The sequence below is a fragment of the Rhodoferax sp. GT1R46 genome (genome assembly GCF_056521285.1).
This window is the reverse complement of the sequence record NZ_JBWMBC010000005.1, coordinates 1-11,346: the sequence shown is the minus strand read 5'-3', so window position 1 is coordinate 11,346 and position 11,346 is coordinate 1. Positions and strand designations below refer to the sequence as shown.

Sequence of the window (11,346 nt, the reverse complement as noted above, 5' to 3'; positions counted from 1 at the left end):
TCCCCTACATTGCAGGTTGCAGAAAAAAATAATTATCCGGATTGACAACGATCGGCACCTACCCGTGCTGCGAAAGGCGCCCCTTCTCATGAGCAAATTGTCCCTGCTGGATCTCGGTTTTTTTATTGCCGAATCCGAAGCCAGCCCCAAGCACGTGGGCGGGCTCCTGATCTGCAAACGCCCGCCCAAATCAACGGCCGCCTTTGCCAAAAACCTGTACCGCGAGTATTTGACCTTCACCGATGTGAAGCCGCCGTTCAACCGCATCATCCATTTCTCGCTGACCTCCAGACCGCAATGGCAGGATGTGGTGGTTGATCTGGAACAGCACGTGTTTTTTCACAAGCTGGAGGCCGGCCACAACGACCGCAAAGCCCTGTACGACTTTGTCTCTAAGCTGCACACGCCCATGCTCGACCGCACGCGCCCGCTGTGGGAAGTGCATGTGATCGACGGGCTGACCGAGGGACGCTTTGCGCTCTACCAGAAGATGCACCACGCTTATGCCGACGGCGTCACCATGGCGCGCTGGACGGCCGATGGCCTGAGCCCGTCGCCCGACGCCCTGGAGCTGACTCCGGTGTGGACGCTCAAGCACAGTGGCCACGGCAGTCACCGTACCTCACGCAACCAGGAGTTGATGCAGATCGCGTGGAAAGAAATCACGGGCAACGGCCGGCGGTTTCTGGGTATTGGGCGCCTGGGCGCCATGCTGTTTCTGGAAAGCATCAAGCTCACCAAAAATGCCATTGCACTGCCGTTTGTCTCCAGCGCCAAAACACCGCTGACAGGCCAGGTTACTTCCGGGCGGCAATTTGCCACGGCTGCTGTGTCCATGGAACGGGTGAACAAAATCCGGGCCAGTACCCGGTCTACTCTCAACCACATCGCACTCACCTGCCTGGACGGTGCGCTGCGCCGTTACCTGAAAGACCAGGGGGTTGAACTGCGCAAGCCCATCACCATCCAGATGCCGGTAAACCTGCGCAAAGAGGGCGAGAAAACGGCGGGCAACAAGATCGGCATCATCCAGGTAGAACTGTCGCCGCCCACAGACGACCCCTACGTGCGCCTGCGCAACATCGGGTATTCCCTGCGCAATGTGCGCACCATGGTGGACAGCGTGCCGCCCGAAGCCATTGAGTCGTACACCATCATCACCGGGCTGGTGGCGCAGATTGCCGAGATTCTGAAGCTGAGCAACAAGATGCCCCCCATGGGCAACACCCTGGTCTCCAACGTGCCCGGTCCCAAGGAATACCTGTACATCAAGGGCGCCCGCATGGAAGAAATGCACCCCATCAGCACGCTGCCGCCCAGCAACCTGCTCAACATCACGCTGTTCAGTTATGCCGGTGAGCTGTTCTTTGGCCTGATTGCCACCGATGAGCTGCCCCACCTGGAACGCCTGGGCGAGTACGTTTCAGAGGCTTTTACCGAGCTGGAAAATTCGGTGAGCGAGGCGCACCTGTAGCTATTTCGCCGACACAACCGCGTTGCGTCCTTGTGCTTTTGCCTCGTAGAGCGCTGCATCCACCCGCCGAAACCAGGCCGCTACATCTTCACCGTGCCTCAATTCGGCTACGCCAAAAGAAGCTGGCAGGAAGATTTGGTGAAGACCTTCGGTAATAAAAGTCTTGGAAAGTGCGTCCCGTAGCCGGTCGGCCAGCAAAACTGCTGCCCACCGGGTGACCATAGTGGTCGTTCACTGATTTGAAGTGGTCCAGATCAAACATGACCAGGCAGACCGGGACATCGTGGCGGGCCTTGATCGAGACCATATGCGCCAACTGATCAAAAATATACCGGCGGCTGAAGGCGCCGGTGAGCTGGTCCCGGGTCACCAGTTCATTCAGGCGCTCCATGGCCGATTTCAGCTCCTCATTCTTCGCCTTGACCTCTCTATTGGTCTGGTTGAGGTCGCCACGCGCCCGTGTCAGTAACGTGACCAGCATGGAATTGCGCACCGAGTGGTCGAGTTCACGAAAAAGCTCCTGCTCCAACGTCCGGGCGGACCATACCTGCACGAAAAACATGACGATCCAGCCAATGAAGACCTGCGGCCCAATCGGGTTGTTGACGACGGCCAGTTGCACCAAAGGAGGTAGCAGCATGCCCATAGAAAAGAAAAACGTGGCTGAGCGCACGGGCGACATGATCATCATGCAGATGCCCGATACACCCACAAGAATAATCAGGTCGGTCAGGTAGTACAGGAACTGACCTTCAACCCAGGTGAACCAGACCGATGAACCCCACGTCAGGCCGAGCATGCCTGCGCAGGCGATCTGTGCCCAGGTCCAGAAAATGGGGTCTTGATTGCGGGAGATGCTGAGTCGGTAGCGGTAGCCAATACCGACGGTGGACAGCGCAACGGCGGAGATCAAGCATGCCCAAATGACGGCCTTTGTCGAGCCGGCAGCGCTGTGGATAACCCACGCCAACAGCAATATGCGCTTCATCCAGATCCAATGTGTTCTGAACGTCCATGGCCTCTTTCATTTTGAAAACCATTATTGCGCAAGCGGGATGGTGTAAATCTACGCGGCGGCCGATTCAAAGCAATGCGGCTGCTGATCGTGTCCAATAGAGCGCATGGAAAAACCAAACAACACCGACCAGCGCCTGACCGATCTGGAAATCAAGGCCAGTTTCACCGAAGACTTGCTGGATCAACTCAACCAGATCATCGTGCGCCAGCAAGAAGAAATTGCCATGCTGATTCGCGAGGTAGGCCAGTTACGCCAGCAAATGCCGGATGGCGCCAGCGCCGGCTTCAGCCGCGCCAGCGAAGAGCTGCCTCCGCACTATTGAACCGATTTCCGTGAGTGCGCATCGCGCTTAAGTCCTTGCGAACAAAAGCCCCGCCCAGGATGCCCGGGCGGGGCTTTTGTCATGGTGGCCAGTAATTACTTGGCTGGAGCAACCGCTGGTGTAGCAGGCGTTGCCGGTATGGCAGCTGGCTTCACCATCTTGGCTTTCTTGGCGGCAGCGCGGTCCTTCTTGGCCTGTGCGCGGTCAGCCTTCAGCTTTTCCTTATCAGCCTTGATGACGGCTGGCGCTGCGTTGGCAGCTTTGTCGGTAGACATCTTTTCCTTGTCGGCTTTTACAGCAGCCTTGTCGGCAGCTACAACAGCGGACTTGACGACGGGTGCTGCTGGCGTGGCGGGCGCTGCAGGCGCAGCGGTCTGGGCAAAAGCGCCCATGGAGAAAATGCCGGCGATCAGAGCAGTAGTGGTCAAAGTCTTGAAGTTCATGGAGTCGTCTTTCGGTTGGTTGTTGATACCCATCCTCAACGAGGGCCGGCTTGCGCCAGTTGACTGCCAACTACAACATCGCCTGTAAAGAAATGTAATGCGGGCAATGCAACAACCCCGCTCTACTTCGCTAAACGGAAGTCATGCCGCCATCCACCGTGTGGGCATGGCCGGTTACAAACGAGGCCGCGTCCGAGCTCAGCCAAAGCACCACAGCCGCCACTTCATCGGCCTCGCCAATGCGGCCAATGGGGTGCAGTTGCGCAACGGCCGGTCCCACCTTGGGGTCGGCTTGCATGGCACGGTCAAACATGGCGGTGCGAATGACGCCGGGGCACACCGCGTTGACGCGAATGTTCTTGCGCCCGTATTCCACCGCTGCCGATTTGGTCAGGCCCAGCACCGCATGCTTGCTGGCGCTATAGGCCGCCATCTTGGGCGCGCCCACCAAACCCGCCACCGATGCCGTGTTGACAATGGAGCCGCCGCCTTGCTTGAGCATTTGCGCCAGCTCGTATTTAAGGCACAGCCACACGCCCTTGACGTTGACCGCCATGATGCGGTCAAAGGTGTCCTCTGCGCAGTCGGCCAGCCGCATGTGCTCTTCTTCAATGCCAGCATTGTTGAAGGCGCAGTCCAGCCGGCCAAAGTGCGCCACCACCTGCGCCACCATCGCCTCCACCTGTGCGGCCTGCGTGACATCGGTCTGTATGAACAGCGCCTGTGCCCCGGTGGTTTCAATGAGCCGGGTTGTCTCGGTGCCCGCTGCCACATCGCGGTCCACCACGGCTACGCGTGCGCCGGCCTTGGCAAACGCCAACGCGCTGGCGCGCCCAATGCCACCGCCGCCACCGGTTACCAACACCACCTTGCCGTCAAAATTGCTGTGCATCGAAGTCTCTCCGTCGGTTCAAAAATTGATCATAGAGTCCGACCGGGTGACAACACGCCGTTCACGTGCCGCGCTGCGTAACCCGTGCGACACACAGCGCCCCAGCCCGTTGGCAATAATTGCGGCCCTAACAAGCTAACTGACAGGATGCCCATGAACCGCGTACTCGCCCACACTGGCGCCAAATACCCCATCCTCCAGGCCCCCATGGGCTGGATAGCGCGCACGCAGCTGGCATCGGCCGTGTCGCGCGCCGGGGGCTTGGGCATTATTGAAACCTCGTCGGGCGAGACCGCCAACTGCCAGGCCGAAATCACCAAGATGAGCGCACTGGGCCTGCCGTTTGGCGTCAACCTGCCGATTCGGTTTTTGAAGGACGACGCCATGCTCCGCTTCGTGTGCGACTCGGGTGTGAAATTCGTCACCACCTCTGCGGGCAGCCCCGCCAAGTTCGTCAAGCCCTTGCAGGACGCGGGCATCATCGTCTACCACGCGGTGCCCACTGTGGACGCAGCGCTCAAGTGTGTGGACGCGGGCATTGATGGCCTGGTGGTGGAGGGCGCCGAGGGCGGGGGTTTCAAGAACCCCGAAGAGGTATCCACCCTGGTGCTGCTGCAGGCCATTCGCGCACGGACGGACGTGCCGCTGATTGCCGCAGGCGGCATTTGCGATGGCCGTGGCATGGCGGCCGCTTTTGCTCTGGGTGCCGAGGCCGTGCAAATGGGGACGCGTTTTGTGAGCTGCACCGAAAGCCCGGTGCACGACAACTACAAAAACGCCATCGTGCAAGCCAAAGAAACTGGCACGCTGGTGCTGAACAAAAAATCATCGCCGTGCATACGCTCGCTCAAGTCGGCACGCACCCAGAGCATTTATGAAGAGGGCGTCATGCCCGCCGATGCCTTGCAGGGCATTCTGGGCGTGTACTTTGGTGGCGACATGGAAGCCGCGCCCGCGCTGGCTGGGCAAACCGTGGGCCTGATTGACTCCATCAAAACCGCGCAGCAAATCATTGACGAGACGGTGGCCGAGTTCTTTGCCATCACCGCACGGTTGGGCGCATTGGCACAGGGGCGCGTTTTTGGTTAAATAGGCCGCATGATCAAACAAGCGCTGGTTCTACCCTGCGGCCACCATGTAGCCAACCGCATCTGCAAAGCGGCCATGACCGAAGGCCTTGCAAGCGCCAGGGGCCACGCCACTGCGGCCCACAACCGGCTGTACGGCACCTGGGCCCGTGGCGGAGCAGCTGTCTTGTTGACCGGCAACATCATGGTGGATGCGCGCTACCTGGAGCGCGCTGGCAACGTGGTCGTGCAAGACGCCTCTGGCATCGCGCAACTGCGCAACTGGGCGCAGGCGGTGCATGACGGTGGCAGCCAGCTATGGGCACAAATCAGCCACCCCGGGCGGCAGTGCCCGCGCATGGTCAACCTCACACCGCTGGCGCCCTCGGCCGTGCAACTGCGCATTGCAGGCAACTTTGGCAAGCCGCGCGCGGCAAACGAGGCCGATATTCAGGACATCATCCAGCGCTTTGCCACCACTGCGGGCGTGTTGCAAGAGGCGGGTTTTGATGGCGTTCAAATCCACGCGGCACACGGCTACCTGCTGTCACAGTTTTTGTCGGGCCGCACCAACCAGCGGACTGACCACTGGGGCCGCACGCTCGCAGACCGAGCCCGCCTGCTGCTGCAAGTGGTGCAGGCCGTGCGCGCCAAAGTGGGCCCGCACTTTCCCATCTCCGTCAAGCTCAACTCGTCCGACTTTGTCAAAGGGGGCTTCACCCTGGATGACAGCGTGGAGGTGGTGCGCTGGCTCAACGACGCAGGCGTTGACCTGCTGGAAGTGTCCGGCGGCACCTACGAGCAGCTGGAGTTTTTCAAGTCGCATCAGGAGGGTGAAATTCGCGAAAGCACCCGCGAGCGCGAAGCCATGTTTCTGGAGTACGCCAAGTTCATCAAAGCCGTGGCCAAAATGCCCATCATGGTGACCGGAGGGTTTCGCACCCTGGCGGGTATGGACGACGCGCTGGCCGGTGGCCACACCGACATGATCGGCCTGGCCCGCCCGTTTTGTCTGCAGCCCGACTTTCCCCAGCACATGTTTGCCGGCACGCTGCAGCGCCTGCCGGTGCCAGAAGACACACTGGTACTGGGGCGCGGCTATTGGGGGCCCAACAGCTCATCCGCCAGCCTGCGCGCGCTGAACAACCAGTGCCAGGCCGGTTGGTACTACCATCAGATTGAGCGCCTGGGTGCTGGCAAGCTGCCAAACCCCAACTTCAGCCCGCTGTGGGCCCTGTTGAGCCACTTTGGCAATGACGCTGGCCGTGCGCTGCGGCGCAAGCTCGTTGGAGTGTGACCATGAACCACCTTGTCACTGTTGTCATCACCCCCAAGTGGCCCCGCCTGCTGTTTCTGCGCGTGCTCTTCAGCCTGCTGCTCGGTGCGCTGGCGCTGTCGGCGGCCCACGCCCAGCCCAACTACACCGTTTCGGCAGAGCAGTTGCAGCGGGTGGTGGCAGAGCGTTTTCCGCTGCGCTACCCGGTGGCGGGGCTGCTGGTGCTGGACGTGCACGCGCCGCATTTGCGCCTGCTGCCCGCTGAAAACCGCGTGCGTGCCGAGATGGCTCTGGAAGCCACGGGCCCGGCGCTGCAGCGCAGCCACGCGGGCACGTTTGATGTGGACTTTGCCCTGCGCTACGAGCCCAGCGACCAAACCATCCGCGCGTATCAGCTGAAGTTTCAAAACCTGCACATCAACGACCTGCAACCTGCAGCCTCCGAGCTGCTCAACGTCTACGGGCCCGCCCTGGCCAAGCAGTCATTACAAGAGGTGGTGCTGCACCAGCTGCGCCCGCAAGACCTGGTGGTGGCCGATGGCCTGGGCATGCAGCCCGGCAACATCACGGTAACGGAAAAGGGGCTGGTCATCGGCTTTGTACTCAAGCCGCTGTAGCGCCAAAACGTCATGCAGTCGCGGGCGCTCCAGATGCCCGCTGCCGGGGCCCATAATGGCCCACAAAATAATCTCAGGGACGGGATAAACACGATGGCTACCCTCATGCCGGCGCTTGGCGCCTGTGTGTCGCGCATGACCTCGGGCGAAAGACGCCTGGGCGAGCGGCTTGAACAAAAACTCGACGACGACTATCTGCTCTGGTACGACGTGCCCGTGCCCGTTGTCACCGGCCTGGAACCGTCTTATTTGGCAAGCTGACGGACGTCACAGCCTCGAATCTGGCGATCCGATCATGATCGAGAAGATTGCCTTCTTGGCAGATGTCGATGTCCGCACAGTACGCAACGCGGTCAGCGCCGGCCACATGGTGTGCTCCGAAGACTCAAGCGCGGTGGACAGCGAGTCGGCGCGCAAATGGCTTATGGAGCGTCGCGGCTTCAAACCCACTGTCTTTGCAGGACAAACAAAGACGGATCTCGCCGGTACCTCAACGCCATCGGCCTTTGCAACGTTTTTGAAGGAGCAACGCCAACGAATCCAGGAGTCGGGAGGATCTTTGTCCTCGCAGCACCCGGCGGTGACAGGTGAGGCTGTCGGTCAGGTTGAATCAGGTGTATTCGTTCTCCCTTTGAGTGCCGTGAACCCGCTGGCCGACTACTACCAGCTCGAACGTAAACAGTTCCTGTCATGTGTCATGCGGACGTTCTTTTCTGAGCAGCTACAGGCCATGCAAGAGATGTTCCAAACCCAACAATAACTCAAGGAGACATTCAAATGAACACTCAACTGATCGGACAATTTGCCCCTGTTCTGAGGTAACAGGCATGGAAAACAGAATCCTGCACTAACCTGGACGCACCATGACCACCAATTCAGTCGAGTGGGCACTTCATGCCCTCATTAGCCCTGACGCTCTGAGTACCGAAGAACAGGAGGTGTACTTTGAGAGGCTGGCCGAAAGCTACTGTGCTGCATTGCCAACAGCGGATAAGTTTTTCGCCGATTTACGGGCTCGCGGCGGCATGGACGAGTCAGAACCATACCCTGAGGGCCGCAGGCAATTGGTGGACATTGACGGAAAAAGTGTGGTCACTGTCATCAAGGAGATTTGATGCCTCTTCCAACGTGTCAAAGTAAGCGTACTTGACAATATTCCGTCTCCGCACCCAAGCTCGCAAAACAGTAATCCCCCATGACCCTTTCAAATTCAAAAAATGGCCTTTTGGTAGAAGCACTCAAAGACCAGATATCAGCCCAGGCGATACAAGGACTCGGTAAGGGTCACTTGGACCTGGCCACTATGGGTCAAATGACCAACGACCATAAACAGTCGGCTCTGGACCTGGCCGAAAAGCTAGGGAAAGATGAGCGCAATAAGTTGCTGGCTCAGGCGGGGACTGTGGCAGCGGGATTTTTGCTCCCGCAGACGGTCAGTGAAGCCATGAAGCTGAATGCAAACAGTGGACAGTTGGCCGCGATCCACCCGTTTGGCGGGTACTTGATCGAACAGGGCATTATGTTAAACAAAGCGTGCAACCGATCCATTGCGGGACTGAGTTTTGCATTGTTCAATATTCTTTAGATTTTCATGATTGATAATTCCCTTGCGTATCACTCGATGTAGCCTGGGGAGGCGAACACGTTCGATGGCATAACCAATGGGAATAAGAATGATTTTTCGTATCAAAGCTATGAGCTTGTCTGTAATCACGGCAGCAGTGCTGACCGCTTGCGGTGGCGGTGGCGGTGGCGAGGCGCCAGCCGCATCAGGCCCTATTGCTTCTACATTGTCGTTTAATTTAAATCAAGCCGTTTCTAAATATTTCACAACTTTAGGTCAGCAAACATTTAACGGTGTCGTTTCAACGACTGTAAATGGGGTTAAATATACTGGGACTGCTCAATATACAATAACAAATGAGAGCAATCCCTCTCAAATATATAATGATCAAATATTTAGCGGAGCCGGATCTTATTTTTACTACTATACACAAACAGCAAATGCAACGCACGATAGCAATATTAAAATTATTTATGATATAAATATTAATGGTACTGCGATAAGGGTGTTTGCCGGTGATATTTTTGCCACTAATAACATCAGTAATACATATGCTCACTTTCAATCCAGTGGAACTGGATACAGTAATACAGGAGGCGATGCATGGTATTTAACAGACGTCAATGCATTTTTTAATTTGCCTAATAGTGTAAAAGTTGGTGATAGTGGCACTTGGTTTTCGCAAAATGGCTGCTATCCTTCAGTAAGCATTTCCTGTTCTTCTCCGTCAATCAGTAATACTGTAACTTACTCCATTGAGAAAGATACTGCCACAACCGCACTTGTTAAGATAATATCATCAAGCAACGTTTCTGCAGTAAATGGCCGGTCTAGCCAATACTATATAATTGACCAAAACAACACACTAAAACCATATAGCGAAGCAGCAGTTTTAGGGCAAAATTCATTTTCTATTAAATATTAATATGCTTAATAATCACAATTTTTGGCGTGGTTAAAAAAACCTCTATTTCGAGAAACACCGTCATAGCCTGAATCTACAGGGGATGATTTCGAAACAACGTCATAAGTGTTACCAGCGTTTGAAAAACGCTACTAAAAGTGTTTTTGTTTTATATTTTTCTTAGGGATGGATGATGAAAAAATTGCGTTTATTATTTTAATTTCTGCTTTATTCACAGGGTGTGCATCTGTGAAAATGGAAAGTAGAGAGGCTTCTGCGAAGGCGCATCAGTTTGCACAACCGGCACCTGGCAATTCAGGTCTTTATACTTATCGCGATAGTTTTGTTGGTAAGGCTCTGAAAAAGGACATTTTTTTAGATGGAAAATGTGTTGGCGAATCTGCGCCTGATGTTTTCTTCTATACAGAAGTTGCGGGTGGCAAAGAGTATGAGATTTCTACGGAGTCAGAGTTCTCTCCAAATAATCTTTCTCTGATGGTTGATGCTGGTAAGAACTACTTTATTAGACAATACATCAAGATGGGTTTATTAGTTGGTGGAGCCGGCCTTGAATTGATTCCAGAAGAGCAAGGTAAAGTTGCAGTTGCAAAGCTAGAACTTGCAACATCAGGTACGTGCAGCAAGTAATGATGGCTTGAACTCGATGTCAGAAATCTGGTTTGGTTTAAAAACAGTCTCTTCTGGCTCGAATTAAGTGCAAATTAAAATCTGCTTATGCTGTCTGCAAATTATTCACTTAAAAGTTAACAATTTTATTACTACGCGAGATAAATAATGCCAAAAGTATTTTTAATAACAATAGCTACTGCTTTTATTTTATCTGGTTGCGCTAGTACTAAATTTTCAGTTGTTGGCAAAAATGAATATCAGCTCACCAAATTGAGTGATGCATGCGCGATTGGAAACCCAAGCTCTGTATTAAATCATCTGCGCGATGAAGCACTCAAATTCTGTGCAGGAAGAAAGGAGATGCCTGTTGAGATTACATCTGATACTGTGATGGGTATTCCGGCTATTCGTTGCACCTCAGCAACCTTGACATTTCGCTGTGAACCTGACACACCAGCCTTTGGCCCGTAATATGGCAAGGGCGGTGGAATCCCTAAAGCGAAATACTCTTGGGATGGTGCACAAACGGTCGTTTTGTTGACATTTGAAAAATGGGCTTTAAAAGCCCATTTTTTGGCTCAAATGTGTAAACTAACTTATCTACAAATCAAAGTTAGTTAAACGTATGAGTAAACGCATTGGATATGCCCGTGTCTCCACCGATGACCAGAATCTGGACTTGCAACGTGATGCCCTGACCCGTTCCGGCTGCATCACGATTTATGAAGAGACGGCTTCGGGCAAGTCGGCCACGCGCATCGAGCTGGCGCATTGCCGCAAAACTTTGCCGCCATCGTGGGATTGCCGAGCTGCCGGGGACCATGACCCCGGCTGAGAGTGAGTAGAGGCCGCTGGGATTTCGAGAGGTGTGCCAAATTGCTACATTTTTGATAGCTGCTTGCGCATATTCCACGGGGGCTACAGCCCGATTTCGCCCTCAATCCCCGCCCATTCAGCCAGCTTTTGCTGCAACTCTTCTTTGCTGGGCAGATAGAGCTGGTATTCCCGGGCGTGGATGTTGGGTAAGCGCGCGGCAAACCCATCTTGTTGGAGGCGGCAATAGTTGGGAGCATGGTGTCCACTTCAATAAGGTGGACACGTGCACACTTCAGTCATTCAATTACCCGGTGCTGGCCGGC

Annotated in this window: 17 protein-coding genes; 13 read left to right on the top strand and 4 right to left on the bottom strand. The window is 55.3% G+C overall.

Translation table 11 applies throughout. The features are described from left to right. Window positions 1-88 precede the first annotated feature (88 nt). A complete protein-coding gene (locus tag AC097W_RS12090; RefSeq protein ID WP_479602813.1) occupies window positions 89-1,474 on the top strand; it encodes a wax ester/triacylglycerol synthase domain-containing protein in 1,386 nt (461 codons plus the stop codon). On the opposite strand, the gene AC097W_RS12085 is transcribed toward AC097W_RS12090, so the two are convergent. Together AC097W_RS12085 and AC097W_RS12080 are read right to left on the bottom strand one after the other, a co-directional pair. After that, entirely contained in the window at window positions 1,475-1,609 is a 135-nt protein-coding gene (locus AC097W_RS12085) for a diguanylate cyclase domain-containing protein (RefSeq protein ID WP_479603088.1), read from the bottom strand. It abuts the gene before it with no gap. Continuing rightward, window positions 1,563-2,462, bottom strand: coding sequence for a GGDEF domain-containing protein (locus tag AC097W_RS12080; RefSeq protein ID WP_479602812.1), 900 nt, complete (start codon window positions 2,460-2,462; stop codon window positions 1,563-1,565). The genes AC097W_RS12085 and AC097W_RS12080 overlap by 47 nt, the downstream gene beginning before the upstream one ends. A gap of 133 nt (window positions 2,463-2,595) precedes the next feature. Between AC097W_RS12080 and AC097W_RS12075 the strand changes: the two genes are divergently transcribed. Further along, window positions 2,596-2,814 carry a SlyX family protein gene (locus AC097W_RS12075; protein ID WP_479602811.1) on the top strand — a complete coding sequence of 73 codons (219 nt, stop codon included), beginning with the start codon at window positions 2,596-2,598 and terminating at the stop codon, window positions 2,812-2,814. 95 nt (window positions 2,815-2,909) lie between these two features. Here AC097W_RS12075 and AC097W_RS12070 read toward each other — a convergent pair whose 3' ends face one another. Continuing rightward, entirely contained in the window at window positions 2,910-3,257 is a 348-nt protein-coding gene (locus AC097W_RS12070) for a hypothetical protein (RefSeq protein ID WP_479602810.1), read from the bottom strand. Between the two features lie 130 nt (window positions 3,258-3,387). After that, the gene (locus tag AC097W_RS12065) at window positions 3,388-4,149 is read right to left on the bottom strand and encodes an SDR family oxidoreductase (protein WP_479602809.1); all 762 of its coding nucleotides are present in this window, start codon (window positions 4,147-4,149) and stop codon (window positions 3,388-3,390) included. A gap of 153 nt (window positions 4,150-4,302) precedes the next feature. Here AC097W_RS12065 and AC097W_RS12060 point away from each other — a divergent pair, with 153 nt between their 5' ends. From AC097W_RS12060 to AC097W_RS12010, 11 genes are all read left to right on the top strand, one after another. Then, complete coding sequence (locus tag AC097W_RS12060; protein WP_479602808.1) at window positions 4,303-5,238, top strand: NAD(P)H-dependent flavin oxidoreductase; 936 nt, start codon at window positions 4,303-4,305, stop codon at window positions 5,236-5,238. Window positions 5,239-5,247: 9 nt separating this feature from the next. Next, the gene (locus tag AC097W_RS12055) at window positions 5,248-6,513 is read left to right on the top strand and encodes an NADH:flavin oxidoreductase/NADH oxidase family protein (RefSeq protein WP_479602807.1); all 1,266 of its coding nucleotides are present in this window, start codon (window positions 5,248-5,250) and stop codon (window positions 6,511-6,513) included. A gap of 2 nt (window positions 6,514-6,515) precedes the next feature. Next, window positions 6,516-7,109, top strand: a complete 594-nt coding sequence (locus AC097W_RS12050) for a DUF1439 domain-containing protein (protein ID WP_479602806.1) — start codon at window positions 6,516-6,518, stop codon at window positions 7,107-7,109. A 93-nt stretch (window positions 7,110-7,202) separates the two neighbouring features. Next, on the top strand, window positions 7,203-7,370 hold the full coding sequence (locus AC097W_RS12045; RefSeq protein ID WP_479602805.1) for a nuclease-related domain-containing protein: 168 nt from the start codon (window positions 7,203-7,205) through the stop codon (window positions 7,368-7,370). Between the two features lie 34 nt (window positions 7,371-7,404). Further along, the gene (locus tag AC097W_RS12040) at window positions 7,405-7,869 is read left to right on the top strand and encodes a hypothetical protein (RefSeq protein WP_479602804.1); all 465 of its coding nucleotides are present in this window, start codon (window positions 7,405-7,407) and stop codon (window positions 7,867-7,869) included. Window positions 7,870-7,972: 103 nt separating this feature from the next. Then, entirely contained in the window at window positions 7,973-8,224 is a 252-nt protein-coding gene (locus AC097W_RS12035; protein ID WP_479602803.1) for a hypothetical protein, read from the top strand. Window positions 8,225-8,304: 80 nt separating this feature from the next. After that, window positions 8,305-8,694, top strand: coding sequence for a hypothetical protein (locus tag AC097W_RS12030; RefSeq protein WP_479602802.1), 390 nt, complete (start codon window positions 8,305-8,307; stop codon window positions 8,692-8,694). An 88-nt stretch (window positions 8,695-8,782) separates the two neighbouring features. Beyond that, window positions 8,783-9,598, top strand: coding sequence for a hypothetical protein (locus AC097W_RS12025; protein ID WP_479602801.1), 816 nt, complete (start codon window positions 8,783-8,785; stop codon window positions 9,596-9,598). Window positions 9,599-9,763: 165 nt separating this feature from the next. Beyond that, window positions 9,764-10,225 (top strand): DUF2846 domain-containing protein, encoded by a 462-nt coding sequence (locus AC097W_RS12020; protein ID WP_479602800.1) that lies wholly within the window; start codon window positions 9,764-9,766, stop codon window positions 10,223-10,225. A 147-nt stretch (window positions 10,226-10,372) separates the two neighbouring features. Next, window positions 10,373-10,678, top strand: a complete 306-nt coding sequence (locus AC097W_RS12015) for a hypothetical protein (protein ID WP_479602799.1) — start codon at window positions 10,373-10,375, stop codon at window positions 10,676-10,678. Between the two features lie 154 nt (window positions 10,679-10,832). Next, window positions 10,833-11,042 (top strand): recombinase family protein, encoded by a 210-nt coding sequence (locus AC097W_RS12010; RefSeq protein ID WP_479602798.1) that lies wholly within the window; start codon window positions 10,833-10,835, stop codon window positions 11,040-11,042. The last annotated feature ends 304 nt before the right edge of the window (window positions 11,043-11,346 follow it).

Bases quoted from the DNA above. Each gene is read 5' to 3' on its own strand.
- AC097W_RS12010 (WP_479602798.1), top strand. From the start codon at position 10,833: ATGAGTAAACGCATTGGATATGCCCGTGTCTCCACCGATGACCAGAAT.
- AC097W_RS12075 (WP_479602811.1), top strand. From the start codon at position 2,596: ATGGAAAAACCAAACAACACCGACCAGCGCCTGACCGATCTGGAAATC.
- AC097W_RS12050 (WP_479602806.1), top strand. From the start codon at position 6,516: ATGAACCACCTTGTCACTGTTGTCATCACCCCCAAGTGGCCCCGCCTG.
- AC097W_RS12040 (WP_479602804.1), top strand. From the start codon at position 7,405: ATGATCGAGAAGATTGCCTTCTTGGCAGATGTCGATGTCCGCACAGTA.
- AC097W_RS12015 (WP_479602799.1), top strand. From the start codon at position 10,373: ATGCCAAAAGTATTTTTAATAACAATAGCTACTGCTTTTATTTTATCT.
- AC097W_RS12030 (WP_479602802.1), top strand. From the start codon at position 8,305: ATGACCCTTTCAAATTCAAAAAATGGCCTTTTGGTAGAAGCACTCAAA.
- AC097W_RS12090 (WP_479602813.1), top strand. From the start codon at position 89: ATGAGCAAATTGTCCCTGCTGGATCTCGGTTTTTTTATTGCCGAATCC.
- AC097W_RS12020 (WP_479602800.1), top strand. From the start codon at position 9,764: ATGGATGATGAAAAAATTGCGTTTATTATTTTAATTTCTGCTTTATTC.
- AC097W_RS12055 (WP_479602807.1), top strand. From the start codon at position 5,248: ATGATCAAACAAGCGCTGGTTCTACCCTGCGGCCACCATGTAGCCAAC.
- AC097W_RS12035 (WP_479602803.1), top strand. From the start codon at position 7,973: ATGACCACCAATTCAGTCGAGTGGGCACTTCATGCCCTCATTAGCCCT.
- AC097W_RS12025 (WP_479602801.1), top strand. From the start codon at position 8,783: ATGATTTTTCGTATCAAAGCTATGAGCTTGTCTGTAATCACGGCAGCA.
- AC097W_RS12070 (WP_479602810.1), bottom strand. From the start codon at position 3,257: ATGAACTTCAAGACTTTGACCACTACTGCTCTGATCGCCGGCATTTTC.
- AC097W_RS12065 (WP_479602809.1), bottom strand. From the start codon at position 4,149: ATGCACAGCAATTTTGACGGCAAGGTGGTGTTGGTAACCGGTGGCGGC.
- AC097W_RS12080 (WP_479602812.1), bottom strand. From the start codon at position 2,462: ATGAAGCGCATATTGCTGTTGGCGTGGGTTATCCACAGCGCTGCCGGC.
- AC097W_RS12060 (WP_479602808.1), top strand. From the start codon at position 4,303: ATGAACCGCGTACTCGCCCACACTGGCGCCAAATACCCCATCCTCCAG.
- AC097W_RS12045 (WP_479602805.1), top strand. From the start codon at position 7,203: ATGGCTACCCTCATGCCGGCGCTTGGCGCCTGTGTGTCGCGCATGACC.